This is a genomic window from Serratia sp. szju (genome assembly GCF_044594185.1).
Classification (GTDB): Bacteria; Pseudomonadota; Gammaproteobacteria; order Enterobacterales; family Enterobacteriaceae; genus Serratia; species Serratia bockelmannii.
Map to the genome: position 1 here is coordinate 3840375 of NZ_CP172576.1, position 26286 is coordinate 3866660.

Annotated in this window: 22 protein-coding genes and 1 riboswitch; of the genes, 12 read left to right on the top strand and 10 right to left on the bottom strand. The window is 60.7% G+C overall.

Annotated features, from left to right (window positions below):
* Positions 1–7: 7 nt before the first annotated feature.
* The gene (gene fusA, locus RE418_RS18195) at positions 8–2113 is read right to left on the bottom strand and encodes an elongation factor G (RefSeq protein WP_049205661.1); all 2106 of its coding nucleotides are present in this window, start codon (positions 2111–2113) and stop codon (positions 8–10) included.
* A 249-nt stretch (positions 2114–2362) separates the two neighbouring features.
* Positions 2363–2611, bottom strand: coding sequence for a CsbD family protein (locus tag RE418_RS18200; protein ID WP_016927634.1), 249 nt, complete (start codon positions 2609–2611; stop codon positions 2363–2365).
* Positions 2612–2832: 221 nt separating this feature from the next.
* Between RE418_RS18200 and RE418_RS18205 the strand changes: the two genes are divergently transcribed.
* Positions 2833–4329, top strand: coding sequence for an alpha/beta hydrolase (locus RE418_RS18205; RefSeq protein ID WP_043143479.1), 1497 nt, complete (start codon positions 2833–2835; stop codon positions 4327–4329).
* A 30-nt stretch (positions 4330–4359) separates the two neighbouring features.
* Here the strand turns inward: RE418_RS18205 and RE418_RS18210 are convergent, their stop codons facing one another.
* The 3 genes from RE418_RS18210 to RE418_RS18220 are packed head-to-tail and all read right to left on the bottom strand — an operon-like array spanning position 4360 to position 8027.
* On the bottom strand, positions 4360–5397 hold the full coding sequence (locus RE418_RS18210; protein WP_025302920.1) for an ABC transporter ATP-binding protein: 1038 nt from the start codon (positions 5395–5397) through the stop codon (positions 4360–4362).
* Positions 5394–6977, bottom strand: a complete 1584-nt coding sequence (locus tag RE418_RS18215) for an iron ABC transporter permease (RefSeq protein ID WP_043143484.1) — start codon at positions 6975–6977, stop codon at positions 5394–5396. The genes RE418_RS18210 and RE418_RS18215 overlap by 4 nt, the downstream gene beginning before the upstream one ends.
* Positions 6978–7010: 33 nt before the next feature.
* A complete protein-coding gene (locus RE418_RS18220) occupies positions 7011–8027 on the bottom strand; it encodes an iron ABC transporter substrate-binding protein (RefSeq protein WP_043143486.1) in 1017 nt (338 codons plus the stop codon).
* Positions 8028–8438: 411 nt separating this feature from the next.
* On the opposite strand from RE418_RS18220, the gene RE418_RS18225 reads away from it, so the two are divergent.
* The 5 genes from RE418_RS18225 (at position 8439) to RE418_RS18245 (ending at position 13387) form a co-directional block, all read left to right on the top strand.
* The gene (locus RE418_RS18225; RefSeq protein ID WP_089181678.1) at positions 8439–10058 is read left to right on the top strand and encodes an ABC transporter substrate-binding protein; all 1620 of its coding nucleotides are present in this window, start codon (positions 8439–8441) and stop codon (positions 10056–10058) included.
* A gap of 142 nt (positions 10059–10200) precedes the next feature.
* Positions 10201–10374: riboswitch (M-box (ykoK) riboswitch) on the top strand.
* Positions 10375–10449: 75 nt separating this feature from the next.
* Positions 10450–11472 (top strand): magnesium transporter, encoded by a 1023-nt coding sequence (locus RE418_RS18230; protein ID WP_025302916.1) that lies wholly within the window; start codon positions 10450–10452, stop codon positions 11470–11472.
* Between the two features lie 132 nt (positions 11473–11604).
* Positions 11605–11697 (top strand): protein MgtS, encoded by a 93-nt coding sequence (gene mgtS / locus RE418_RS18235; protein WP_004938109.1) that lies wholly within the window; start codon positions 11605–11607, stop codon positions 11695–11697.
* A gap of 107 nt (positions 11698–11804) precedes the next feature.
* The gene (locus RE418_RS18240; RefSeq protein WP_025302915.1) at positions 11805–11984 is read left to right on the top strand and encodes a hypothetical protein; all 180 of its coding nucleotides are present in this window, start codon (positions 11805–11807) and stop codon (positions 11982–11984) included.
* Between the two features lie 26 nt (positions 11985–12010).
* On the top strand, positions 12011–13387 hold the full coding sequence (locus RE418_RS18245; RefSeq protein WP_043143489.1) for a cation diffusion facilitator family transporter: 1377 nt from the start codon (positions 12011–12013) through the stop codon (positions 13385–13387).
* Here RE418_RS18245 and RE418_RS18250 read toward each other — a convergent pair.
* The 3 genes from RE418_RS18250 to RE418_RS18260 form a co-directional block, all read right to left on the bottom strand.
* Positions 13330–14175 carry an inositol monophosphatase gene (locus RE418_RS18250; RefSeq protein WP_025302913.1) on the bottom strand — a complete coding sequence of 282 codons (846 nt, stop codon included), beginning with the start codon at positions 14173–14175 and terminating at the stop codon, positions 13330–13332. The genes RE418_RS18245 and RE418_RS18250 overlap by 58 nt on opposite strands.
* Before the next feature lie 66 nt (positions 14176–14241).
* Positions 14242–14682, bottom strand: a complete 441-nt coding sequence (locus tag RE418_RS18255) for a GNAT family N-acetyltransferase (RefSeq protein ID WP_043143491.1) — start codon at positions 14680–14682, stop codon at positions 14242–14244.
* A 47-nt stretch (positions 14683–14729) separates the two neighbouring features.
* The gene (locus RE418_RS18260; protein ID WP_089180937.1) at positions 14730–16460 is read right to left on the bottom strand and encodes an ABC-F family ATP-binding cassette domain-containing protein; all 1731 of its coding nucleotides are present in this window, start codon (positions 16458–16460) and stop codon (positions 14730–14732) included.
* Positions 16461–16910: 450 nt separating this feature from the next.
* On the opposite strand from RE418_RS18260, the gene RE418_RS18265 reads away from it, so the two are divergent.
* Entirely contained in the window at positions 16911–19340 is a 2430-nt protein-coding gene (locus tag RE418_RS18265; protein WP_065424061.1) for a DUF3772 domain-containing protein, read from the top strand.
* Positions 19341–19388: 48 nt separating this feature from the next.
* On the opposite strand, the gene RE418_RS18270 is transcribed toward RE418_RS18265, so the two are convergent.
* Complete coding sequence (locus RE418_RS18270; RefSeq protein ID WP_164550866.1) at positions 19389–19556, bottom strand: hypothetical protein; 168 nt, start codon at positions 19554–19556, stop codon at positions 19389–19391.
* A 129-nt stretch (positions 19557–19685) separates the two neighbouring features.
* Between RE418_RS18270 and RE418_RS18275 the strand changes: the two genes are divergently transcribed.
* Entirely contained in the window at positions 19686–20501 is an 816-nt protein-coding gene (locus tag RE418_RS18275; protein ID WP_089180936.1) for an alpha/beta fold hydrolase, read from the top strand.
* Between the two features lie 50 nt (positions 20502–20551).
* Here the strand turns inward: RE418_RS18275 and RE418_RS18280 are convergent, their stop codons facing one another.
* Positions 20552–22690, bottom strand: coding sequence for a TonB-dependent siderophore receptor (locus RE418_RS18280; protein WP_233494394.1), 2139 nt, complete (start codon positions 22688–22690; stop codon positions 20552–20554).
* A 387-nt stretch (positions 22691–23077) separates the two neighbouring features.
* Here RE418_RS18280 and RE418_RS18285 point away from each other — a divergent pair, with 387 nt between their 5' ends.
* The 4 genes from RE418_RS18285 (at position 23078) to RE418_RS18300 (ending at position 26177) form a co-directional block, all read left to right on the top strand.
* Positions 23078–24520, top strand: coding sequence for a diguanylate cyclase (locus RE418_RS18285; protein ID WP_025302906.1), 1443 nt, complete (start codon positions 23078–23080; stop codon positions 24518–24520).
* A gap of 104 nt (positions 24521–24624) precedes the next feature.
* The gene (locus RE418_RS18290) at positions 24625–24975 is read left to right on the top strand and encodes a DUF1428 domain-containing protein (protein WP_025302905.1); all 351 of its coding nucleotides are present in this window, start codon (positions 24625–24627) and stop codon (positions 24973–24975) included.
* Between the two features lie 11 nt (positions 24976–24986).
* The gene (locus RE418_RS18295; protein WP_025302904.1) at positions 24987–25460 is read left to right on the top strand and encodes a VOC family protein; all 474 of its coding nucleotides are present in this window, start codon (positions 24987–24989) and stop codon (positions 25458–25460) included.
* A gap of 27 nt (positions 25461–25487) precedes the next feature.
* Positions 25488–26177 (top strand): VIT family protein, encoded by a 690-nt coding sequence (locus RE418_RS18300; protein ID WP_049205678.1) that lies wholly within the window; start codon positions 25488–25490, stop codon positions 26175–26177.
* Positions 26178–26286 lie beyond the last annotated feature (109 nt).

Sequence of the window (26286 nt, forward strand, 5' to 3'; positions counted from 1 at the left end):
GCGAGGGTTAACGCTTGCTGTGGTGAATGATTTCTTCGGCCACGTTGCGCGGCGCTTCGGCGTAGTGGCTAAATTCCATGGTGTAGGTGGCGCGGCCCTGCGACATCGAACGCAGGGTGGTCGAGTAACCGAACATCTCGGACAGCGGCACCTTGGCGCGAATTTCCTTGCCGCCGCCGCCCGGGATCTCTTCCATACCCTGTACCAGACCGCGGCGTGAGGAGAGGTCGCCCATCACGTTGCCGGCATAATCCTCCGGCGTTTCCACTTCTACCGACATGATCGGCTCAAGGATCACCGGGTCCGCCAGGCGGCAGGCGTCCTTGAAGCCGAAGATCGCCGCCATGCGGAACGCCTGTTCCGACGAGTCGACATCATGGTAAGAACCGAAGGTCAGGTGTACCTTGACGTCCACCACCTGATAACCGGCCAGCACGCCGTTATTCAGCGCCTCAAGCACGCCTTTTTTCACCGCCGGGATAAACTCGCCCGGAATGACGCCGCCCTTGATCTCATCGAAAAACTCGAAGCCTTTGCCGGGTTCGTTCGGCTCGACGGTCAGCACCACGTGGCCGTATTGCCCTTTACCGCCGGATTGGCGCACGAACTTGCCTTCCACGTCGGCCACCCGTTTGCGGATGGTTTCGCGGTAAGACACCTGCGGTTTGCCGGTGGTGGTCTCCACACCGAACTCGCGGCGCATGCGATCGACGATGATCTCCAGGTGCAGCTCGCCCATGCCGTAGATAATGGTTTGGCCGGATTCTTCATCGGTGCGCACGCGGAACGACGGATCTTCCGAAGAGAGCCGCTGCAGCGCGATGCCCATTTTCTCCTGGTCGCCCTTGGTCTTCGGCTCGATCGCTTGGGCGATCACCGGCTCGGGGAAGGTCATGCGCTCCAGCGTGATGATGGCGCCAGGGTCGCACAGCGTATCGCCGGTGGTGACGTCCTTCAGGCCGACGCAGGCGGCGATGTCGCCGGCGTGTAGTTCGTCGATGTCCTTACGATCGTTGGCGTGCATCTGCACGATGCGGCCGATGCGCTCCTTTTTGCCCTTGATTGGGTTGTAAACGCTGCTGCCTTTGGCCAGCACCCCGGAGTAGACGCGCACGAAGGTGAGTTGGCCGACGAACGGATCGGTCATCAGCTTGAACGCCAGCGCCGAGAATTTTTCGTTGTCGTCGGCTTTGCGAGTGATGATTTCATCGTGTTCACCGTGGCCTTCCATCGGCGGCACGTCGAGCGGCGAGGGCATCAGCTCGATCACCGCATCCAGCATGCGCTGCACCCCTTTGTTGCGGAACGCCGACCCGCACAGCATCGGCTGGATTTCGCCGGCGACGGTGCGCACCCGCAGCCCGTGAACGATCTCCTCTTCGCTCAGCGGCACCTGGTTGAGGTATTTCTCCATCAGTTCTTCCGACGCTTCGGCGGCGGCCTCAATCATGTTTTCACGCCACTCCTGCGCCGAGTCGCGCAGCTCTGCCGGGATCTCTTCGAAGCTGAAGTTCATGCCCTGCGAGGCCTCGTCCCACAGAATGGCTTTCATCCGCACCAGATCCACCACGCCGCTGAAGTGATCTTCGGCGCCGATAGGGATAACGATCGGCACCGGGTTGGCTTTCAGGCGCTCGATCATCATTTTGCGCACGCGGAAAAAATCCGCGCCGATGCGGTCCATCTTGTTGACGAACGCCAGCCGCGGCACTTTGTACTTGTTGGCCTGGCGCCAGACGGTTTCCGACTGCGGCTGCACGCCGCCCACCGAGTCATAGACCATCACGGCGCCGTCCAGCACGCGCATCGAACGCTCCACTTCAATGGTGAAATCGACGTGCCCGGGGGTGTCGATGATATTGATGCGGTGCTGCGGATAATTATGCTGCATGCCGTTCCAGAAGCAGGTGGTGGCCGCCGAGGTGATGGTGATGCCGCGCTCCTGTTCCTGCGCCATCCAGTCCATGGTCGCCGCGCCGTCATGCACTTCACCCAGCTTGTGGCTGACCCCGGTGTAAAACAGAATCCGCTCGGTGGTGGTGGTCTTGCCGGCATCGATATGCGCGGAGATGCCGATATTGCGGTAACGTTCGATAGGGGTGGTGCGAGCCATAATTAACCTTTCTTAGCCGCATGAAGGAGAGCGGCTTAAACAGCATGGATAATGATGATAATCCTCATAGGGTTATCCGCCGGATTGCAGAGCCTCGCTCTGGTCACAAACTAATCGTAGTTGAAGGCGTTAGTTTTTTTAAGCGATGGCTGTGATAGATGAAAGTTTGCGCGCATAACGGCGCCGGTGCAGAAAAGGGCGAAAAAAAAGGCCCGTAACGGGCCTGTTGTCGTAGGGCGCATTCGCCGCTTATTTGCGTCCCAGCAGGAAGCCGAAAACGATGCCGACCGCTGCTGCAACGGCTACGCCGGCCAGCGGGTTGGCTTCCACCTGCGTTCTTACGCTGTCCGCTGCGTCACGGGCGGCATAGCTGGCCTGGGAGGCGTATTTGCGCGCCGCGCCGCGCACCTGATGCTCCGGCGAATCAACGGCTTTGCCGAACGCTTCTTGTACCGCGCCTGCGGCTTCATTGGCTTTGTCTTCCGCTTTACCAAACATGCTGCTCTCCTGTTCCTTGTGGGTTAACGAACACTAAGCCTAGCAGGTGAATGGCATTTTTTGCAGCATTCTGTGCGTTATAAGATCAATCTGAGCAAAGAAAAGTCTTTCCATACGCACGGCGTCGGCTTCACCCGCGCGTTTTTTTATGTTCTATTGGCTAGCGGTTTAACCGAGTATCTTTACCCTTTGACCGATTCGTTGAGTTGAAAGGACTCCCCATGTCAGTACTGCGTATTCTGGCGCTGTTCGCCGCGACCGCCGCCGCGTTGCCCGCCCTGGCCAAGCCGGCGGCTCACGGCATGGCGGTCGAGAACGGCATTCGTTGGCAATCTTGTCTCAACAGCGGTTTTCAGCGCTGGTTCGATGAGGCGCCACCGCCGGGGCTGCGCTGCGGTTACCTCGAGGTGCCGTTAGCCTACGCCACGCCGCCCGCCCATGCGGCGCAGGCGGGCGAACAGACCGTGCGTCTGGCACTGACCCTGCAGCCCGCTACCGGGCCGAAAAAGGGCAGCGTAGTAATGATCAGCGGGGGCCCAGGCCTGCCGGGCATCAACCCCTATCTGGGCAACGACGCCCACGTCGCCAGACTGCGAAAATCCTACGATATCATCGGTTACGATCCGCGCGGCGTCGGTCAGTCGACGCCGAAAATTTCTTGTCAGCTGGCCGAAGGCGACGAAACCCCGACGCCGGACGATAACGACGTTGCCGGCGCGGAGAATCAGACGCGCACCCTGATTGCCGCCTGCATCAAACAGACCGGCGCGGACGTGTTGCAACACATCGGCACCGACGAGGCGGTCAACGATCTGAACGCGATCCGCCACGCGCTGGGCGAACCGGGGCTGACGGCGGTGGCATACTCTTACGGCACCAAGGTGGCGGCGCTGTATGCCGAACGTTTTCCGAAGAAGACGCGCGCGCTGGTGCTGGACGGGGTGGTGGATCTGGCGGAGGACGACTTCACCCAGCGCATGAACCAGGAGCGGGGCTTCCAGCAAAGCTTCCTGCGCTTCGCCGCCTACTGCGGCAAAACCGACAGCTGCCAGCTGGGCGGCGGCGCTAATCAGGCGCTGCAGCGCTATCATGCCTTACTGCGCAAGCTGCACGATCAACCGTTCGTCACTGCGGCGGGCTATGAAATCTCCGCCGACGATGTGCTGACGGTCACGCGTTCGCTGCTGCTGTGGCCGGAGCGCTGGCATGAGCTGGCGACCGTGCTGCGTCAACTCGATGCCGGCATCGCCGGGCAGCAGGTTTCCGATCTGATTGACGAAAGCTATTCGCCGGATGCCGATGATGCCCTGAACGTCATCACCTGCGCCGACGTCGCCAACCCGACGGCCGATCCGCAGCAGTTGCGCAGGCAGCGGCAGGAGATCAATACCGCCGCTTTGTACGCTCACTACCTGCCGCTACACGAGTATCCGCTGGAAATGTGCGATCTATGGCCGTACCGCGGCAAAGATCGGCCGCACACCCCGGTGGCGTCCGCCGCGCTGCCGCCGCTGCTGTTCGTCGCCCAGCGCTACGATCCGACCACGCCGTACCGCAACGCCCAGGTGATGGCCGCCGCCTTTAAAAGCCCGCTGATCACCCGCGAACGCGACGGACATACGCTGGCGCTGAACGGCATCGACAGCTGCGTTGACGAAAGCGTGGTGGAGTATCTGCTGGCGCCGAAAAAGCCGCGCCGCGACAAGGTTTGCCGCTGAGGAGGCCGGGGCAGCCCGGCCACAAGAGAGTCAGCCGGCGAAAATATGCGCCTGGCCCATCACGTTGAGATTGACCTGTGCACCGGGCCGCAGGCCTTCGCGGCTGACGGTTTTGATCTCGAGCTGTGCGCCGGTGGCCGCCATTTGCAGATTGAGGGTGGAGACGAAGCCGGCGAAATCGATGCCGGTGATCACCGCCTGGCCGCGCTGCGCCGGATCGGATAAACCGATTTGAATCTGCTCCGGGCGCAGCATGATGCGCGCTGAGCCGCTGCGTTGGCGATCGTCGACGGCGATGCGCCCCAATGCGCAGTCTGCCCAGCCCTGCGCCAGTTCGGCGGTCAGCACCAGCGTTTCGCCAAGGAAACTGGCGGTCGGTTCATCGACCGGGCGCAGATAGAGATCTTGCGGCGCGCCCACCTGCGCCAGCCGGCCGTTGCGCATCACCGCCACCTGATCGGCGAACGACAGCGCCTCGCTCTGATCGTGCGTAACCAGAATCGACGCCACTTTGGCCTCCGTCAGCAGTTCGGCCACCGCTTTGCGGGTGGCGGCGCGCAGGCCGGTATCCAACGCCGAGAACGGCTCATCCAGCAACATCAGCCGAGGTTGTTGCGACAAAGCGCGCGCCAGCGCGACCCGCTGCTGCTGTCCGCCGGACAACTCGTGCGGCCACAGCGCGGCCAGGCGGCGATCCAGCGCTACCATTTCCATCAGCGCCTCAATACGGTGCTGTTTCTCGCGTTTGCTTCCTTTAAGGCCAAAACCGATGTTGCCGGCAACGGTAAAGTGCGGGAACAGTGCGCCATCCTGCGGGACGAAGCCGATGCCGCGCAGATGCGCCGGCACCCAGCCGCCGCCGTTGCCCATGGCTTGCCCTTGCAGCAGGATCTGGCCGCCGTCGGGGATTTCAAAGCCGGCGATGATGCGCAGCAGGGTGGTTTTGCCGGAGCCGGAAGGGCCGACGATCGCCGTGCGGCTGCCGGCGGCAACCTGCAGGTCGATGTGTTCCAGCACCCTGATGGCATTGTAAGATTTTCCGATACCGTGCAGTTCGAGCGTGCTCATAGTCCCGCCGTACGTTTAGATTGAGAGTAAAGAAGCCAGGTGAGCGGCAGCGACAGCGCCACCATAATCAGCGCATAAGGCGCGGCGGCGACATAGTCTATCTCGCTGGTCAGCGCCCAAAATCCGGTGGCCAGCGTGCGGGTGCCGTTCGGCGCCAGCAGCAGCGTGGCGGTCAGTTCATTGGCGATCGCCAGAAACACCAGCGCGGCGCCCGCAGCGGCGCCCGGCGCCGCCAGCCGCAGCGTGGTGCTCCACAGCGCCTGCGCCGGCGATTTGCCGAGGCTGCGCGCCACGTTTTCCAATTCCACCGGCGCCTGTGCGATACCGGCGCGCAGATTGATCAGCGCCCGCGGCATAAACATCAGCAGATATGCCAGCAGCAGGGTGATTTCGGTCTGGTAAATCGGCCGGAAGCTGTGAATGGTGATGGTCACCAGCGCCAGCGCCACCACGATACCAGGCAGCGAGCTGGTCACGTAGTTGCAGCCTTCCAGCACCCGATACAGCCGGGCCGGATAGCGTACCGACAGCCAGGCCATCGGAATGGCGCACAGCGTAATCAACAATGCGCCAGCGGCGGACAGCGACAGCGTTTGCCACAGCGCGGGCCACAGCTCGGCGTTACGCCACACCTCGAATCCACCCAGCCAAAGCCAGCGGGCCAGGGTGATGAAAGGCACGCCCAGCGCCAACGCGGTCAGCGCGATCGGCAGCAGCAGCGCCAGTGCGGCGAACGGCGCTGACAGGCGACGCGGCGTTTGGCTGCGGGCGCTGCCGGAACCGACGCGGGCATAGCGCGCGCGGCCGCGGCTTATCGCCTCAAGCAACAGTAACCCCAGGCAGCACAGCACCAACACGCCGGCCAGCATGTTGGCCGCCGGGCCGTTGAAGGTCGACTGGAACTGATCGAAGATCGCGGTGGTAAAGGTATCGAAACGGATCATGGCGTACAGGCCATACTCCGCCAGCAGGTGCAGCGCGATCAGCAACGAACCGCCCCAGACCGCCAGCTTCAGCTGCGGCAGCACCACGCGGAAAAACACCGCCGGCGGCCGCGAGCCGAGTGAGGTAGCGACGTCTTCGATACCGGGATCCAGACGGCGCAAGACCGCGGCGGCCGGTAGGTAAATGAACGGGAAATAGGCGAGCACCGAGATGAAAACGCCGGCGCCCAGGCCGTGCATCGACGGCACCAGGCTGATCCAGGCATAGCTTTGCACAAAGGCCGGCACCGCCAACGGCGCGGTGGCCAATACCGCCCAGAGACGGCGGCCCGGCAGCGTGGTGCGTTCGGTCAACCAGGCCAGGGCCACGCCCAGCACGGCGCAGATCGGCAGCGTTAACACCACCAACAGCAGAGTATTCAACAGCAGTTCCGCCACGCGTGGGCGGAAAACCAGTGCTTTGACCGTTTGCCAGCCGGTTTCAAACGCCACGCCGATAACGAATCCCAGCGGCAACAGCGCCAGCAGCGACAGTAACACAGCGCTGGCCATCACGATCGCCCCTGGCCGCGGATGAAGGGGGACAACAGAATAACGCCGCGCGGTCTGCGCGGCGTGGGTACTCAGGTTTGACATAACGATCAAAAACTCTCGGTTTGCCGGCGGGCCTTACAGCAGGCCGGCCTCGGTCATCAGTTCGACCACTTTTTTACTGTTCAGCTGCGCGGCGTCTACTTTCGGTGCGTCCAGATCTTTCAGCGGCACCAGTTTCGGGTTGGAGGCCGCACCGACGCCGACGGCGTATTCGAAGGCATTGTTGGTGCGCAGGATCTCCTGGCCCTGTTTGCCGGTGATCCACTTGATGAAGGCCTGCGCCTGCTGCTGATGCTTGCTGGAAGCCAGCACGCCGCCGCCGGAGATGCTGACGAACGCGCCCGGATCCTGATGTTTGAAGTAATACAGCTTGATGTTGTTGCTGTTCTCGCCGGTTTTAGCGCCGTCGACGAACGGGTAGTAATGATAGATCACGCCGCTGTCGATCTGGCCGGCATTGACCGCTTTCATCACCGTGCTGTTGCCTTTATAGGCGGTAAAGTTGGTTTTCATCGCTTTCAGCCACTCCAGCGTGGCTTTCTCGCCTTTCAGCGCCAGCAGCGCGCTGACGATCGCCTGGAAATCGGCGCCCGATGGCGAAGCGGCCCAGCGGCCTTTCCATTCCGGCTTGGCCAGATCCAGCAGCGACTTCGGCAACTGCGCGTCGGTCAGTTTGGCCGGGTTGTAGACGAACACGGTAGAACGGGCGGCGATGCCGGTCCAGCGGCCGTGGCTGGGGCGATATTGCGGCTCTACCTGGGCCAACGTCGCGGCGTCCAGCGGGGCGAACAGCTTGGCGTTATCCACCAACACCATCGCCGGGGAGTTTTCCGTCAGGAACACGTCGGCAGGCGAGGCGCTGCCTTCCTGCACCAGCTGATTGCCCAGCTCGCTGTCGCCGCCGTTGCGCAGCGTGACTTTGATGCCGGTGTCTTTGGTAAACCCGTCGACCCAGGATTTCACCAGATTTTCATGCTGGGCGTTGTAAATAACGATGCCCTGGTCGGCGGAGGCCGCCTGAGCGCCAAAGGCCAGCATCATCGAGGAGGCGAGCAGGGCGACGGGGCCGAGAGATGAAATACGCAGCTTCATGCAGTTATCCTTTTTAGCGTTCGAATGAAGAAAACGAATATCGCCTGGCAAGCGCAAGCAGGCCGATTTTAGCCAAGAACATCAATAATGATAGTGAAAACGATTCGTATTAAATTATTTTTGACGATCGCTCACAAAATGAATTGCCCTAAGGATACGTTAAGCTTCGGCTGGAATAATCTATATTGATTGCCTGAATTTATGTCACCGCCGATTCACGGCGTTCCCGGCGGCAATGCCGGTCTCCGCGTTTATCCTCGTGTTCTTTATCGTTCCGTCACCAGTACTCCTTTGATAATGAAAGAAATTCAACACCGCTTTTGGTTATGACTCATAGCGATTAATGATTTAATTTATTCCACTGCCTCATTGCATATTGAACGCGATAAAACACTCATCAGGGATATCGACGTGAAATATTCATTCAATGGCAAGAAATTGGCTGGTTTAATCATCCTGGCTTTTAACGCGACGGTCGCACAGGCGGCCGAGGTGCCGGCGGGCGCTAAACTGGCGGCGGCGCAAGAACTGGTGCGCGCCAACGGGTATGAACCGGCGACGCTGGATCCAAACCTGGCCGAGAGCAATGTGGAGTTCTACATCTTCAACGATCTGTTCGAAGGCTTGCTGCGCGTCGGAAAAGACGGCGAAGTGATCCCGGCGCTGGCACAGAAGTGGGAGCACCAGGGCAACGTCTGGACTTTCCATCTGCGGCCGCAGGCCAAGTGGTCGAACGGCGATCCGGTCACCGCCGACGATTTCGTCTACAGTTGGCAGCGCCTCACCGATCCGAAAACCGCGTCGCCGTACGGCAGCTATCTGGCTTCGGCCTACGTGCTGAACGCGGCGGCGATCAACGCCAGCAGCAAGCCGCCGAGCGAGCTGGGCGTCAAGGCGCTAGATGCGCACACCCTGCAGGTGACGCTGTCGGAGCCCAACTCCTATCTGCTCAAACAACTGGTGCATTTTCCGGTCTTGCCGGTTAACCGCAAGGTGGTGGAGCAGTACGGCAAAAACTGGACTCAACCGGCGCATTTTGTCGGCAACGGCGCGTTCCGCCTCAGCCAGTGGGTGGTGAACGAAAAGGTGGTGGTGGAACGCAATCCGCAGTATTGGGATAACGCCAACACCGTGCTCAACAAGGTGACGTTCTTGCCGATACAGGGATTCCCGGAAGTGGCGCGTTTTCGCGCCGGCGAGGTGGAATTGGGGTATACCACGCCGCCGGAGCTGTATCAGCAGCTGAAAAAAACGCTCGGTGAGCAACAGCTGGTGACCTATCCGCTGCTCTCCACCAGCTATTTCGCCTTCAACAACCGCCAGGCGCCGTTCAACGACGTGCGGGTGCGTCAGGCGCTGAATCTGGCGCTGGATAAAGAGATCATCGCCGGCAAGGTGCTGGGATATGGCCAGCAGCCGGCCTGGACCTTTACCCCAACGGGGGCGGGCGGCTATCGCCTGCAGCCCGGTGCCGCGGCCGGCTGGACGCCGGAACAACGGCACGCCCAGGCGAAGCAACTGCTGGCGCAGGCCGGTTTCAACGCCGAGCATCCGCTGCGCTTTACCGTGCTGTACAGTAACGACGCCACCATCAAGAAGATCGTCATCGCCGCCGCCGCCATGTGGAAAAAGAACCTCGGGGTAGAGGCCACCTTGCAAAGCCAGGAGCGTAAAGTGACGCTGGATAATATCAACCGCGGGCAGTACGGCGTGGCCTTTACTCGATGGCTGGCGGATTACAACGATCCGTCTACTTTCCTGAACGTGTTCCGTTCCGACAGCAGCGAAAACAGCCCCAAATACCGCAATCCGGAGTACGATCGCATTCTGCATCAGGCGACGGCGGCGCCGACACCGCAGCAGGTGCAGCAGTATTTCCAGCAGGCCGAGGCGGTGCTGGCCGTCGATACGCCGGTCGCGCCGGTGTACTACGAAGCCAACGCCACGCTGGTCAAACCTTACGTGAAGGGGATCGACTTTACCCGTCAGGGCGCGCTATACGATAAAAACGTCTACATTCTCGCGCACTGAGAAATAAAAAAACGGCTGATTTATATCAGCCGTTTTTATAGATTCACATTTAATAAAATTATCCTAAATACTCCATAAACGACGGGCAATCTTTTCTTCCCGCCGGATAAAACAACGCCTATACTGCGCCGGTAGTTTATATGCAGTATCTCGTTTGGCGAGGCTCCTATACAAACACAGGTTACTGATCTGACGACATCGAGAGATGCCCAAGGTTAAGACAGGCTTTATCGGATTAAGGTTCAGCCCAAAGTAACTTCCGAGCAACAATTCGGATACGTTGTATAGTGCTAAAACCTGGACGCGGAGATAGGCAGTCTGCACTCCCTCTGTGGTTACGCCCCTATGCGATTCGCTGTTGAAGTTCACAACAGAAATAGGGACTGACAAAATGATCAAGTCACATCAATACTCTTCTTCTCCGGCGCTGCGCGCGACTGAAACTCTCGATGAAACTTCAGTTGCCGGTTATATGAACGCCGATTTTATTACCGTTCCCGCGACGATGACGGTCACGCATGCCCGGGAATATTTACTTTCGCAGCTAAAAACGGACGAAATTCCCACCCGGGTCTTTATTACCGCGGACGACTATCATTTGCGCGGCACGCTGTCGGTGAAAAAACTGCTGCAGTGCGACGATGAGGATAAAGCGGTCGGCGTAATGATGGATTACAGCTATTTCCAGGTTTCACCCGACGACGATCGCAATGACGTGGCGCATCTGCTGGGCAAAGGCGGTTTGGACGTGGTGCCGGTCGTGGCGAACAACACGCTGGTCGGCGTGCTGGGCGAGCGCGAGATCGCTCGGCTGGTCGAAGATGAAAACACCGAAGACGCGCAGCGTCAGGGCGCGAGCCTGCCGCTGGACAAGCCTTATCTGGAGACCAGCCCGTGGGCGCTGTGGCGCAAACGCTCGGTGTGGCTGCTGATGTTGTTCGTGGCCGAAGCTTACACCGGCAACGTGCTGAAAGCGTTTGAAGATCAGCTCGAAGCGGCGATTGCGCTGGCGTTCTTCATCCCGTTGCTGATCGGCACCGGCGGCAACAGCGGCACCCAGATCACCTCGACGCTGGTGCGTGCTATGGCGCTGGGCGAGGTCAGCCTGCGCAATCTGGGCGCGGTGATCCGCAAAGAGGTCACGACCTCGCTGCTGATCGCCGTCACCATCGGTCTGGCGGCCTGGGTGCGCGCCTGGATCATGGGCGTCGGCATGGAGGTGACGCTGGTGGTCAGCCTGTCGCTGGTGGCGATCACCGTATGGAGCGCCATTGTTTCGTCGATCATCCCGATGCTGCTGAAACGGCTCGGTATCGATCCAGCGGTGGTGTCGGCGCCGTTTATCGCCACCTTTATCGACGGCACCGGCCTGATTATTTATTTCAAAATCGCCCAGCACGTCCTGGGAATTTAAACGGGTCCCGCGCTTGAAAGCGCGGGGATGTTGCCAAAAAGAGGAGGACGTTAAAAAACCATGGATACCGACCAACCCCGATATTTAACGCAAGGGGCTTTTATCGATAACATTTAACCTGAGGACAAAATAATGGGAAACATGACTATTTTTATGGGATTCCTGGCAATGATCAGCTCGCTGGGCCTGTTGGCGGCCTATATGAGCACCAAATGGGATGATTGATGAACGCTAAAGATCCGCCTAGATGCATCCTCCCCGTAACCGCTATTTATTATGGGGAGGATTTAGTGGCGCGCTGAACGCGCGGCCTGATACGGGAGTTGATAATAATGACGATTCTTATTCTGGGATTGCTCTACGCCATTTTAATGATCTCGGTGGGCGTTAATGAGATTTATTTTTATTCCACCGGAAAATCCAATTTTCTTACTAGCCTCATGCTGACATTCTCTGGCAGTATGCTGCTGATCGCCTTTGTCTGGCAATTATCCGCTAAAGTAAAAAAATAAATCACCGTCTGAATGTGAGCAGCATCATGCAGAATGAAAAACAGGCCGTGGCCAGAAACTCGATGATTGCCAGCGGGGTGCTGGCCACGGGCAAATTCGTCGCCGGCATTTTTACCGGCAGTATTGGCCTGATATCCGAAGGGATCCACTCTTTCACCGATTTTATCGCCACCAGCATCACCTGGCTGGCGGTGCGCATCAGCGATAAACCCGCCGATGACGATCACCACTTCGGCCACGGCAAAGTGGAAAACCTGGCGGCGCTGTTCGAAGTGCTGTTGTTGCTGGGCGCCGCCGGTTGGATTGTCTATGAGGCGGGCAGCAGCCTGCTCGGGCAACCGCATGAGATCGTCGCGGCGCCGGTGGTGATCGCGGTGTTGCTGATCTCCATCTGCGTCGATTTCTTCCGCGTGCGGGCGCTCAACCGCGTCGCCAAAGCCACCGACAGCGCGGCGCTGGAGGCGGATGCGCTGCATTTCTTCTCCGACATGCTTTCATCCGGCGTGGTGCTGCTGGGCATGGTGTTTGTGCTGCTAGGCTTTGGCCGTGCGGACGCCATCGCCGCGCTGATCGTCGCCGGTTTTATCTTTGTCGCCGCAATCAAGCTCGGTAAACGCTCCTTCGACTCGTTGATGGATACTGCGCCCGCCGGAGCCACCGAAGCGATTCGCGCCACGCTGGACAGCTTTCCGGCGGTGCTGGCCTGCGACAGCGTGCGCATTCGCAACGCCGGCGCCGTAATGTTTGTCGAGATCACGGTGGCGGTGTGCCGCACCTTGCCGCTGGAGCGCATCGATACGTTGAAGCGAGAAATCATCGAACGGCTGCGGGAGCAGTACGCCAGGGCGGAATTCACTGTCATCGCGGTGCCGCAGACCCGCAGCGACGAAGACATGGCGACGCGCATTCGGGCGATTGCCGCCAACCACGGCGCGCAGGTGCAGAATGTGACCTTGCAGCAGTTGCCGACGCGTATGGCGATCGGCATGGATTTGGCGGTGCCGGCCCACGTCAGCGTGGCGCAGGCGCATGACATCGCCACGGAAATAGAAGGGATCCTGCGCCAGGCGATCGGCGAAGACACTGAAATAGAGACGCACCTGGAGCCGCAGACGCCGCACTGGCTGACCAGCGAGGATGTCGATGCGGCGGAGCTGGCTGCTATTCGCCGCATCCTGCAATCGGCGCTGGAGCAGGGGGAGAATGTGCAAGACGTACACAACATCCGTGCGCGCAAGACCGACGGCGGCATCATCGTCAACTTCCACTGCCGCGTGTCGCCGGCGGTAACCATCGCCGCCGCGCACGATGCGGTCGATCGGGTCGAGCGGCGGCTGCGCGCGCTTTATCCGGCCATCACGCGCGCGATAGGGCACGTCGAGCCGATCAAGCCCGGCATTTGAATCAGCTCGGCCAACTGCGGATAGAGCACCGCGTTGGCCAGCAGCAGCGGGTTGCCGCGCCGCAGCCCGTTGTTGTGCATAAAGTCATTCGCCACGCCGCCGGCTTCGCGCGTCAGCACCAGTCCAGGCAGACTGTCCCAGGCATTCATGTGCGGTTCGTAATAGCCCAGCAGCCGTCCGGCGGCCACCTGGGCGGTCATCAACGCGCCGGAGCCGCTGCGCACAAACATTCCTCCCGCCTGCAGCAGGCGACAGAGAAAGCCGCTGAATTCCGCCGCCGAGGCGCGTGGTGATATCCCGACGCCCATCACGCCATCCGCAACGCTGCGCCCGGCATGCACGCCTATCGGTTCCCCGTTGAGGAAGGCGCCGCCGCCGCGGCAGGCGCGGAACATCTCGCGGTGGTTGGGATCGTAGACCACACCGATCGTCGGCTCGCCGTCGATCACCACGCCTATCGCGATACACCAGGTATGCAATCCGTTCAGGAAGCAGGCGGTGCCATCGATAGGATCGACGACCCAAACGCAGGCGGCGTGCTCGCCGCTGCTGCCGCTCTCTTCGCCGAGAAAGCCATCCTGGGGAAACCGGCGATTGATCATGCGGCGGATCAGCGCTTCGACGCGGCGGTCGGCTTCGCTGACCACGTCCTGCAGCCCCTGTTTAAAGTCGACCGCCAGGCTTTGCCGCCGTTGATAAAAACTGAAAGCGAGATCGGCGGCGGCGCGGGCGATCTCACGCGCGAAGCGGTAGCGCGCCTCGATGTCCCGTGGGGAAAGTGAAGTCATGGCAGGCTCGATAGCAAAGAACGAATCGATTTACTCTGCCATAAAAGAATGAACGTAATGTGTCGTTCAACGCGGCGGATAATAAAAACGTAGCAGTATCAGGGCGTCGTGGGCTGAAAGCGGTTCGGTCTTGGCCTCGGCCGGTATTATCGAGCGCCAAAACGCCAGCCCGCGCGGATTATCCTGGCTGACCGACAGCGACCAACCGCCGGGATGCTGCGCGAACAAGGAATGAGCGGCCCGTTGTCCCAGCCCGTTGCGTCGCCATTCGGGTTTGATGTAGAACTCCGCCATTTCGACGGTGGCGCTATCCAGACGCCTGACCAACGCGAAACCGGCGGTTTGCCGATCGCTCAACATCAAATAAGGGTAGCGGCCGACCTCGCGCCAGTAGAGCGGCAGATAGGGGTAATCTCCATCGGCGCCCAACTCGCGAAGGCAATCGGACAGCATGGCCGCCAGCAGTGGCCGCTGCGAGAGTGAGGCTTGCTCAAGGGAAAATGCCATGTCGCACTCCATCAAAAAACAGGCCGCCGGATGGCGGCCTGTCAAGGTTAGCCCAGATGCAACCGGGCGGTGATGTCGGCAATCTCGCGGCGCCAGCGCGCCTGAAGCTCCGGTTTCTGATGCTTCGGCTTGCGCGCCAGGTCGGCCTCCAATTTGCTTTCGAGGGCAAACAGAGCGGTCAACAGCGCTTCTTCGCCTTCCAATCGATCGTCCGGCATCGGGCCATCAGCATTAGCCCTGTCCGCCGTCGGCAGTACCGGCGCTTCGCCCGCCAGGCGCTGATACACCGGCGCCAGATCGTGCCACTCCTCCAGTTTTTGCTGGTCGATCAGCCAAAAGCGGTTGCAGCTCTGTTCGATCAGCATCCTGTCGTGGGTAACCAGCATGACGGCGCCGGGGAACTGGCGCAGCGTTTCCGCCAGCTCCTCTTTGCCCGCCATGTCCAGGTGGTTGGTGGGCTCGTCCAGCAGCAGCAGCGAATGGTTGGCCAGCGTCAGACCGACGAACAGCAGCCGCGAACGCTCGCCACCGCTCAGCGAACGGATCTGCTGATGGTGGCGCAGGTAAGGAAAACCGGCGCCGATCAGCGCCATTTTCCGCTGTTCCTCGGTCAGCGGTGCAAACTGCGCCAACGCGTCGCTCAACGTGTCTTCATCGCGCAGCTGTTGCAGGCTCTGATCGTAATAGCCGATGCGCACGCGCGGATGGAACAGCGCCGGGCGCTCCGTTTGTTGCTGATACTCACGCCACAACAGGCGCAGCAGCGACGATTTACCGCAGCCGTTGCGCCCGACGATGGCGATGCGATCGCCGCTTTTCACGCGCAGATGTTCGAGGCTGAACAGCACCGGCGCATCCGGCGCCGGGCGCACCGCCCAGTGCGGCAGCGCCAGCAGGCGATCGGCATCCAGCGCTTCTCCCTGCAGCCGCAACCGCCACGGGCTGCCGGCGGTCAGGGGGGTCTGTTCTTCCTTCAACCGATCGACGCGCTTCTCCATTTGCTTGGCCTTGCGCGCCAGATCTTCGTTGTCGTAGACCTTGCCCCAGGTCGCCAGGCGTTTGGCGCTTTTTTCCACCCGGTCTATCTCTTTCTGCTCGGCGTAGCGCCGCTGTTCGTCCGCGGCGTCCTGTTCCGCCAGCGCGGTGCGCGCCGCAGAGCAGGGCAAACGGAAGAACTGCAGCGTTTTGTCGCGCAGGATCCAGGTGCAGTTAGTCACCTGATCGAGCAGGTAGCGATCGTGCGACACCAGCACGAAGCTGCCGGCCCAGCTGCGCAAGAACTGTTCCAGCCACAGCAGCGTGGGCAGGTCCAGGTGGTTGCTGGGTTCGTCGAGCAACAGCAGATCGGGTTGGCGGATCAACGCGCGCGCCAACAGCAGCCGCGTATGCTGGCCGCCGCTGAGGGTGCCGGCGGTCAACGTCCAGCTCGCCGGTTCAAACCCCAGCTCGGCCAGTAACGCTTCACAGCGCCAGCGTTCACTGAGGTGTTGGCCCGCAGGCAGCCGCGCCAGCACCGCATCCAGCAGGGTGCTGGCGTGCAGCTCCGGCGGCAGGTGTTGCTCGATGCGCGCCATCAGACATTGGTGTGACAATGTCACCGATCCGGTGTGCACAGGCAGGTCACCGCTGAGAATTTGCAGCAGGGTGCTTTTGCCGCAGCCGTTATCGCCGATCAAACCGATGCGGTCGCCTTTTTTCAGGCTGAAGGAAATCTCGCTCAGCAGGACGCCGAACGCGTTGTCGTAACCGACAGATTGTGCAGACAGTAATGTGCTCATTGCTTACTCAAGAGTTACAGGCATGACAATGCCTATCGTCAAACATCGCTGACGACAACCCGGTAAGCCGGAGGGAAGATCCTGGATTTTAGTAAGCTTCGCTCAAGCTGGGTTATCGCAGCACGATACCGGTAATGCTTGAGCGGCGACGATTACCAAAGAAGTGTGAGTGAAAAACCAATTCACACGTCAGCATAGTAAGTCTCCTTTTATTGGTTGCAGGTTAATCGGTGGCTGGAGTATAGAGCGCTTTATGCCGTATCGCCAGTGTAAAAGCGCCTGAATAATCAGTAGGCTAAGGCGAGCACGGGCGCGTGGCACACAATGGGAATAATTACTGTATTTCGGCCGACATTAAGCAGCTATTATAATTAGCGTTTATGGTTAAGCGACGGTTCATCCGCCGCCTTTTCGTCTGTCTATCAGATAATGATGCTGAGCACTGAATTTATGTTAAAGCCCCGTTCGTTCCTGCTGTTGTTGTTATTGCTGTTGGGTTTGCAGCTGACGCCGCTCGGCGCCGTCGCCGCCCCCCAGGATGATCCCACCGCCGAAAGCGCACCCGATCCCGCTACGCAGCTGAAAGCCGCGCAAAAGCAGTTGGACAGCATGAAGCAGCTGGTTTCAAAGGCTACCACCGACACCCAGCTCAGCAAGCTGCGGCTGGCGACCGACGATCTGGTCGCCAGCATGGATAAATTGTCTGCCGATCTGCAGCCGCTGCAGGAAAAACTGCAGGCACAGCTGGACGTGCTGGGGCCGGCCCCGGCGGCCGGCGCGCTGCCGGAAACCCCGGCTGTCGCCCAGCAGCGTAATGCGCTGAACAGCAGCAAGAAGCAGCTGGACGATGCGGTAAAACGCGCGCAGGCCATCAAGACCAGCGCTTTCGACCTGGGGCAGCAGATCAGCGATCTGCGCCGGGTAGCGTTTAAAACCCAGCTGGCGCTGAACACCGGCAGCATTTTGGGCGTCAAATTCTGGACGCCGGTGGTGCAGCCGTCAGCGGATGACGTGCAGCGGCTGGACCAGTTCAACGCCGAGATGAAAGCGGCCTGGGACGCCAGTTGGCAGGACGAATGGCGTTACGGCACGCTGGCGTTGCTGGCGCTGGCGGTGATCGTCTGGTCCTGGGGGCGCTATTTGTCCGAGCGTTTCCTCGCCTGGGTCAGCATTCGCTTCCTGCCGGACGGGCGCCTGCGCCGCAGCTTTATGGCGATCATCACCGTGGCCGTGACGGTGTTCACTACCTCGATCGCGCTGAATTTGCTGTATTACGTTTTTATTCGCGTTCAGCCGCTGCCGGTGATGCTGGAAGACTTCGCCGAAGGCTTTAACCGTCTGGGGATTTTCTGCGCGCTGATCGCCGGGCTGGGGCGTGCGGCGCTGTCGCTGAATCGCCCGTCGTGGCGTTTGGCTTCGCTGGACAATGAAGTGGCCGCCGGGCTGCGTTACTTCTCGCCGCTGCTGGCCGGTCTGGCGCTGGCGTTCGGCACCGTTGAGCTGATCAACAACGTCGTCAGCGCCTCATTGGCCACCACCATCTTCGGCAACGGCCTGGTAGCGGGGCTGATCGGCATGGTGCTGCTGGCGGCGCCGCTGCGCGGCCAGCGCATTCGTCGCCGTCTGGAGCAGCAGGGCGCGCACCTGGAAAAACGCACGCTGGTCGGCGGGCTGGTGCACATCGTCACCCTGGTGTGTTCGGTGGTGATCCTGCTTTCCTTGCTTGTGGGTTACATCGCCTTCGCCCGCTTCCTGACCTACCAGCTGATCTGGGTGGTGCTGGTGCTGATGGCGTTCTACTTCATGGTGTTGTTCGCCACTGACCTGTGCGCCGCGCTGTTTTCGCCGCAGACCGTCAGCGGCAAGATGCTGAAGAAAACGCTCAGCTTCAAGGATCGCCATCTCGAACAGGTGGCGATCATCACCACCGCGCTGGCCAAATGTTCGCTGTTGCTGTTGATGATCGTCGCGTTGTTCAACGGCTCGTTCGGCAGCACCACGCCGGGGTCGTTGATGGAGAAAATCGTCTCGATCCTGACCGGCGAAGGCTTGCAGCGTTTCAACATCGTGCCCGGCAACCTGCTCAACGCCGTGATCTGTCTGGCGATCGGTATCTACATTCTGCGCGCGGTGCGGCGCTGGCTGGGCTCTGAGCTGCTGCCGAAAACCATTTCGGACGTCGGCATCCGGGCCTCGCTGGTGACGCTGTTCAGCAATATCGGTTATGTGCTGGTGATTCTGATCACCCTGGCGGCGCTCGGCATCCAGTGGAGCAACCTGGCGTGGATCGTCAGCGCCTTGTCGGTCGGTATCGGTTTCGGTTTACAGGAGATCGTGAAGAACTTTATTTCCGGCCTGATCCTGCTAACCGAGCGCCCGGTGAAGGTCGGGGATATGATCGGCATCGGCGGCGTGGAAGGCGACGTGCGGCGCATCAACGTGCGCGCCACCGAAATCCAGCTCAGCGACCGTTCCACCATGATCGTACCGAACTCGCAGCTGATCTCGCAGAACGTGCGCAACGCCACCATGGGCAACGCGCAAGGGGTAGTGACCATCGCGCTGACGTTCCCGACCTCGATCGATCCGGAGCAGGTGCGCAATATCTTGCTCAGCGCCTATAACGAGTACGAAACCATTCTGGAGACGCCGGCACCTTATGTGCGCTTTAGCCAGCTGGGGCCGGACGGTATTATCCTGAGCGTGACTGGCTACGTGCCGAGCCCGCGCATGGTCGGCGCCACCAAGAGCGAACTGCTGTTCAATATCCTCAAGCTGCTGCGCGCGCAGGAAGTGAGCCTGTCCAGCCCGCAAGAAGTGGTGTTTATGAAACAGCAGGCGACGCGGTATCAGGCCAACGAAGAGGAACATTCCTCCTAATCCAGCCCTGAGGCGGCGGGCCGTTAAGTGACGGCCCGCCGAACGTGGCTAGTACATCGACGGCTCCACCGATTGCGAGCAGTCGCTGTTGGCGCTGGATTTGGTGCAGGTGTAAGGTTCATTCGGCGATGCCGAAGGCGCATTCGATGGGCCGCCGCCTCCGCCGATACAACCGCTCAGCATCAGCATCAAAAACACGAGAATTATCTTCTTCATCTCACCGTCCTCCATTGCGATTCCTCCCTTAAGTATATGTCGGGAAAGCGAACGGCACCGCTCACCGGTGCAATCTATACTCCTTTGATAACGTTTCGGCGCACAACGGCGGCGAACGAGGAGGGAAAGATGCAAACCGACGACGATTTGACCCACTTTGCCGCGCAGGGTGCGCCGCCGTTGCCGCCCTTTACCAAGCAGGGTGATGTCGAACATGACGGCGCGCGCATCTGGTATGCGGCCTATGGCGCGGATCCGACGGTGATCCTGCTGCACGGCGGCCTAGGCCACAGCGGCAACTGGGGGTATCAGCTGCCGACGCTGCTGGCCGCCGGGTACGGCGTGCTGGTCATCGACAGCCGCGGGCACGGGCGCAGCACGCGCGACGCCCGGCCGTATCGTTACGCTCGCATGGCCGATGATCTGTTGGCGGTGATGGATGCGTTGCGGATCCCGCACGCCGCGGTGGCGGGCTGGAGCGATGGCGCCTGTGTTGCGCTTATCGCTGCCCATCGGGCGCCGCAGCGGGTGGACGGCGTTTTTTTCTTCGGTTGCAATATGGACGCCAGCGGCGTTAAACCGCCCGCGTCCAACCCCATCGTGGAGCGCTGTTTTGCGCGTCATGCGCAGGACTATGCCGCCTTGTCGCCGACGCCGGAGGAGTTCGACGCGTTCGTCGCTGCCGTGAGCCTGATGATGAGCAGCCAGCCAGACTACCGCGTACAGGAATTGGCAGCCATTCGCGTGCCGGTGACGATCGTTCATAGCGAGCACGATGAGTTTATCCGCGTCGAGCATGCCGTCTACTTGAGCCGCAGCATCCCTGGCGCCCGTCTGGTGATGCTGCCGGGTGTCAGCCACTTCGCGCCGCTGCAGCGGCCAGCGGTGTTCAACCGCGCGCTGTTGGATTTTCTCGCCGATGTGATGTGTCGCAAGGCGTTTTGAGGGCCGCCGCAAAGAAAACGGGCGCCAAACGGCGCCCAAGGCGTGACAGGTTAGAAATCGACCGTCGCCTGCAGGCTCAGGCTGCGCGGCTCACCCTCAATCACGCGTAAATTACCGGCGCTGGAAGCATAGTATTCGCGGTTGAACAGGTTTTTCACATTCAGTTTCAGCTGAGTATGTTTCCCCAGCAGCTTGCTGTCCCAGGCGACAAAGGCATCCGCCACGGTATAGGCCGGCATGGTGAAACTGTTCTCCGGATCGCCGGCGCGGCGACCGACGTAGCGCGCGCCGCCGCCAATGCGCACCTCGCCGGGCACCACCGGCAGCGTCATGCGGTGGCTGAGGTACAGGCCGCCCATGTTGGTCGGGGCGTTGACCAGCCGATTGCCGACGTTGGTCGGATTGAGGTTGTCTTCGACGATCTCGGTTTTGTCGTAGCTGTAGTTGGCGGTGAGATCCCAGTTGGGCGCCACTTCGCCGTTCAACTCCAATTCCGCACCGGTGGAGCGCGCTTTGGGAATGCTGCGGGTCACGCCGTTGATAAAGATCGACATATTGCTTTCATCGATGCGATAGAGCGCCAGCGTGGCGTCGAACGCCGGAGTGATCTGCCATTTTCCGCCTACCTCATAGGTGGTGCCGGTTTCCGGCGTAGCGACGTCGCCATTGTCGTCGATGGCGGTGGACGGCGTGAACGAACGGCTGTAATTGCCGTACAGCGACAGGCTCGGCGTCAGCTTATACACCAACCCCGCCTGCGGCAAAAACTGGTCGTCTTTGTCATTGAGCGTATTTTTCGGTTTCTGGAAACCGTTGCTGTTGTTCTGGTAATACGACTGATAGCGCGCGCCCAGCACCGCGATCCATTGATCGGTGAGATGAATGCTGTCCTTGGCGTACAGGGAACGGCTGAACAGCGTGGCGCGCAGGTTGCTTGACGCGTCACTGTAAGTGGTGCTGTCGGTGACCGGCGTTTCGCCATACACCGGATCGTACATGTTGAAGGTCTTCGAGACCTTGCCGCGGTAGGAATAGGCCTTGTAGGTCTGATTCTTCTCGAAGTCCACGCCCAGCAGCAGGTCGTGCTGCATGCCGAACAGCTGCGGCGAACCGGTCAGATCCCAGGAGTAATAGTGGGTTTGATGATTGAAACCGCGATTGGCGTCGGCGCGGCGCGAGACGATGCCGGTCGTGGTGTCGACCGCGGTGGCGCGCACTTCGTTGCTGTCGTAACGGCGTTGCAGCCAGGCGTAGTTGAAGCGGGTCGTCCAGATCGGATCCAGCGCGTACTCATAATGGGCGTTCAGACGTTTGTTCTTGCCCCAGGCATGGTTCGCGTAGTCATCCAAGCGGCGGTCATAGGGCACATCGACCGGTTTGCCGTCGATAAATGCGGTGCCGCGATCGTAAGGAATGTCGTACTTGTATTCGCTGTAGGCGATGTTAAAGGAAGCCTGGTCGCCGAACCAACTGAGCGAGGGGGCGATCAGCGTGTGTTCGTCGCTGCCGAAATTGCGCCAGTAATCTGCGTGCTGGCGTTCGGCGATCAGGCGAAAGGCGAAGCCGCCGCCCAGCGGGCCGGTCACATCGACGCTGCCGCTGCCGCCGCCAACACTGTTGGTGGCGCCGCTGATGCGGGTGTTCCAGTCATACTGCGGTTTTTTGCTGATCAGATTGATGACGCCGCCGGGGCTGAGGATGCCATACAGCAGCGAAGCGGAACCTTTCAGGACCTCAACGCGATCGGTGGTGGCGTCCATGCTCAACCCCTGATTGCTGCGCACGCCGTCGATGAAGACCGAGCCGTCGGAGTTAACCCCGAACCCGCGTTTGACGAAGCCATCCTCCGTGCCGCCGAGCGTGTTGCCCTGGGTGACGCCGCTGACGAACTTCATCGCGTCATTGACGCTTTTGACCTGGAAGTCGTCAATGACCTGAGAGGTGACGACGCTGACCGATTGCGGTACTTCGGCGATCGGCGCGGCGGTCTTGCCGGCGGTCGAGGCGGTGTCGGCGCTATAGCTGCCAGAAGGCTGGGCCGCGGCGGTCACCGTAATGGATTCCTCCGTTTTTGCGCCGGGTGCGGCGGCGCTCGCCAGGGCGGGGAACAGGCCGGCGAACAGGGGCAGCGAGCGAAAAACGTGATTTTTTTTGTTTTTGTTGGGGTGGCGAAGAACTGACTGGCGCATATAATTCCGTAAAAAATAATAAATAGTAACGATTATCATTATAATTATCATTTATACGTTTTGAATAGTGGGGAATGCCTGTATCCCTTCACTGCGCGATTTAATTTTGTCTTTACGGTAAAAGGCGGCGATTTTGCCGGTAAAAAATCGGCTGGGTGGCAATAACGATCGTAGTGACGGGAGGGGCGCGGCAGTTTGTTCGCCGGAAGGGGGATTCCTGTCAATATATTGATACACAAATATATTTTCCCTTGATGAATAAACAGGTGTCCGGGCAGGCAAAACTGGCAATAATAGGCGGGTCGGCCGTTTATCTTCGCCTCATCGCCGACGGTTGTGACGCGAACAGACGGTCACTTTATGCTAGCGGAAGTCTCTGGATCCAAGATGCAAACCACCTCGTTGTCCGATACCCGGAAAATCTGGCCCGCGCTCATCATTTTTTTGCTGGTGTTCACCCTGTGTCTGCTGGGCATCGTGAGTCGCCCCGGCAGCTTTCTGGCGATATTCTGGCCGGTGAACGCTGTACTGCTGGCCGTTTTGGTGCGGCGGCCACAGTGGGCTACGCGGGCCGGCTGGGGCATGGCGGTGCTGGGCTATCTGGCGGCGGATCTGTTGACCGGCAGTTCGCTGCAAAAGACGCTGCTGCTGAACGTCGCCAATCTGACCGGCGTCGTGGTGGGGTATCTGTTGTTCATGCGGCTGTCGCCGCCGGCGCGCACGTTGCAGCGCGGCACGTCCAGCATGTACCTGTTCGGTATCTGCCTGGCTGCCGCCGCCGCGACCGGCGCGGTGGGCGCCGCAACTTCGCAGTGGCTGTTCGGCAGACCGTATCTGACCTCGCTGGCGCTGTGGTTCTCGTCCGAGTTCACCAACTACGTCACGCTGATGCCGTTTATTCTGGCGTTTCCCGCCGATTGGCGACGTCGCCTTGCGGCGGCCGGCGCCCTGTTCACCCAGCGCAGCCAATGGCCGCGGGCGGGGCGAAAACTCACGGTATTGGCGCTGCTGTTGCTGGCGGCGGTGTGCAGCGTGCTGATCGGCGGCCCCGGGGCGGTGATCTTTCCCATGCCGGTGCTGCTATGGCTGGCGATGTCCTTCTCATTGTTCTGCACCATGATTGCGGTGCTGATTTATGTGCTGTGGTGCCATCTGGCGATCGATTTCGGGTTGCTTAGCACGACGCTCGACATGAAGGTGTTGCAAAACGCGGTATCGATGCGTTTGGGCATCGCGCTGCTGGCGCTGGGGCCCATCGCCGTGGCCAGCATGAACTATGCGCGTAATGCGCTGCTGCGCACGCTGGAGCACGTGGCGAATCACGATGCGTTAACGCACGTGCTGACGCGCAATGCGTTTATGCAGCGCGGCGAACGGTTGATAGACCAAAAGGGCGAGCTGGTGTGCGTCATGATGCTCGATATCGACTATTTCAAATCGATTAATGACCGTTTTGGCCATGCCGGCGGCGATCAGGCACTGATGGCCTTTACCCGCGCGATCGCCGCCGATCTGAGCGTCGGTGACCTGTTCGGCCGCATGGGGGGCGAAGAGTTCGCCATCGTTTCGACGCTCGGCCAGCCGCAGCAAGGATGGCAATTGGCCGAACGCCTGCGGCAACGCATCGAAACGGAGTCTATCCTCATGCCGGCCGGGCATCCGCTGCAGATCACCGTCAGCATCGGCATGGTGACCTGCCCGGGCGGCGCCGGCCAAAGCCTGGCGGATCTGCTGAAGCTGGCGGATCTGGCGGTGTACAAAGCGAAAAACGCCGGCCGTAACCGGGTTGCCACACCGGAATCGTCTCCGCCGGCTGCTCATGGCCGCTGAACTTCCGATCCGCGCTCTGCCCCGGCCGTCTAAACTGGTAGGGGGCGCGGGCATTTCCGCCTGCGCCGAACCGACTGTCCTTAATCAGACAAGAGGATGCCAGAATGAAATACGTAGACGGGTTTGTGGTGGCGGTACCGGCCGCCAATAAGGAGGCCTATCACCGGTTGGCGGCCGCAGCGGCGCCGCTGTTCAAAGAGTTTGGCGCCACGCGCATCGTGGAATGTTGGGGCGATGACGTGCCCGACGGCAAACTTACCGACTTTCGCGGCGCGGTGAAAGCCCAGGAAGACGAAGTGGTGGTGTTCAGTTGGATAGAGTACCCCTCCAAGGCGGTACGCGACGCCGCCAACGAAAAAATGATGAACGACCCGCGCATGAAAGCGCTGGGCGAGATGCCGTTCGACGGCAAACGCATGATCTTCGGCGGTTTCGCGCCGATCCTCGATGCGTAAAGGAGGCACAGATGGCCAGAATTACGCAACATCTGTGGTTTGAAAAAGACATGGAAGCGGCGCTGAATTGCTATGTCGCGTTGATCCCCGGTTCGTCCGTGAACTGGTTTTCCGAGCTGCCGGCGGATACGCCGAGCGGCCCGGCCGGCAGCGTGAAGCTGGCTTCCTTCACGTTGGGCGACCAGCGCTATGCGGCGATCGAAGCCGGGCCGTTGGATCCGTTCAATCACAGCTTCTCCGTGATGGTGGAATGTGACGATCAGGCGGAGGTCGACAGGCTGTGGGGCGCGCTGAGCGAGGGCGGCGAGGCGGAGCAGTGCGGCTGGCTGCGCGATCGCTGGGGGCTGTGCTGGCAGATCGTGCCGCGGCGCCTGACGGAGTTGATGAACGATCCCGACGCCGCCCGCGTGCGGCGTGTCACGGAAGCGATGCTGTTGATGGGCAAAATCGACATCGCCGGGTTGGAAGCGGCGGCGCGCGAGTAGTGCAACGCTCACTGAGGGAGAGAACGGATGCACCGAGAACGGCACAGTATTGAACGCATCGGCTGGCTGCGGGCGGCGGTGCTCGGCGCCAACGACGGCATCGTTTCAACGGCCAGCCTGCTGCTGGGCGTCGCGGCGGCCAGCGCCTCGCATTCCGCGCTGATGATCGCCGGTGTCGCCGGGTGGGTGGCCGGCGCAATGTCGATGGCCACCGGCGAGTATGTGTCGGTCTCATCGCAGGCGGATACCGAAAAGGCCGCGCTGGCGGAGGAACAGGCGGAACTGCTTGAAGACTACCCGGGGGAGTTTCGCGAACTGACGTCAATCTACGTGCATCGTGGTCTGGATCCGGCGTTGGCCCGGCAGGTAGCGGAAAAGCTGATGGCGCATGATGCGCTGGAGGCCCACGCGCGCGACGAGCTGGGCATTTCCTCTGCCACCCGCGCCCGGCCGCTGCAGGCCGCGTTGGCGTCGGCCCTGAGTTTCTCTCTCGGCGCGCTGTTGCCGCTGCTGGTGGCGCTGTGGGTACCGGTCGCCTGGACGCGGCCGGCGCTGGTGGCGTCGGCGCTGATTTCCCTCGGCATTCTCGGCGGCATCGCCGCGAAAACCGGCGGGGCGCCGATCTTGCCGGGCGTGGCGCGCATCCTCATCTGGAGCGCACTGGCGATGGCGGTTTCTTCCGGCGTCGGCCTGCTGTTTGGCGTGACGGCCGGCTAACGTCGCACTTGCATCAATCTATTGCACCTCAAGCTCAGAATTTATCATTTGTCAGCCGCCGGCGTTCGCGGCAAGGTGACGGCAACGCCAACCTCAGTCAGGGACACTT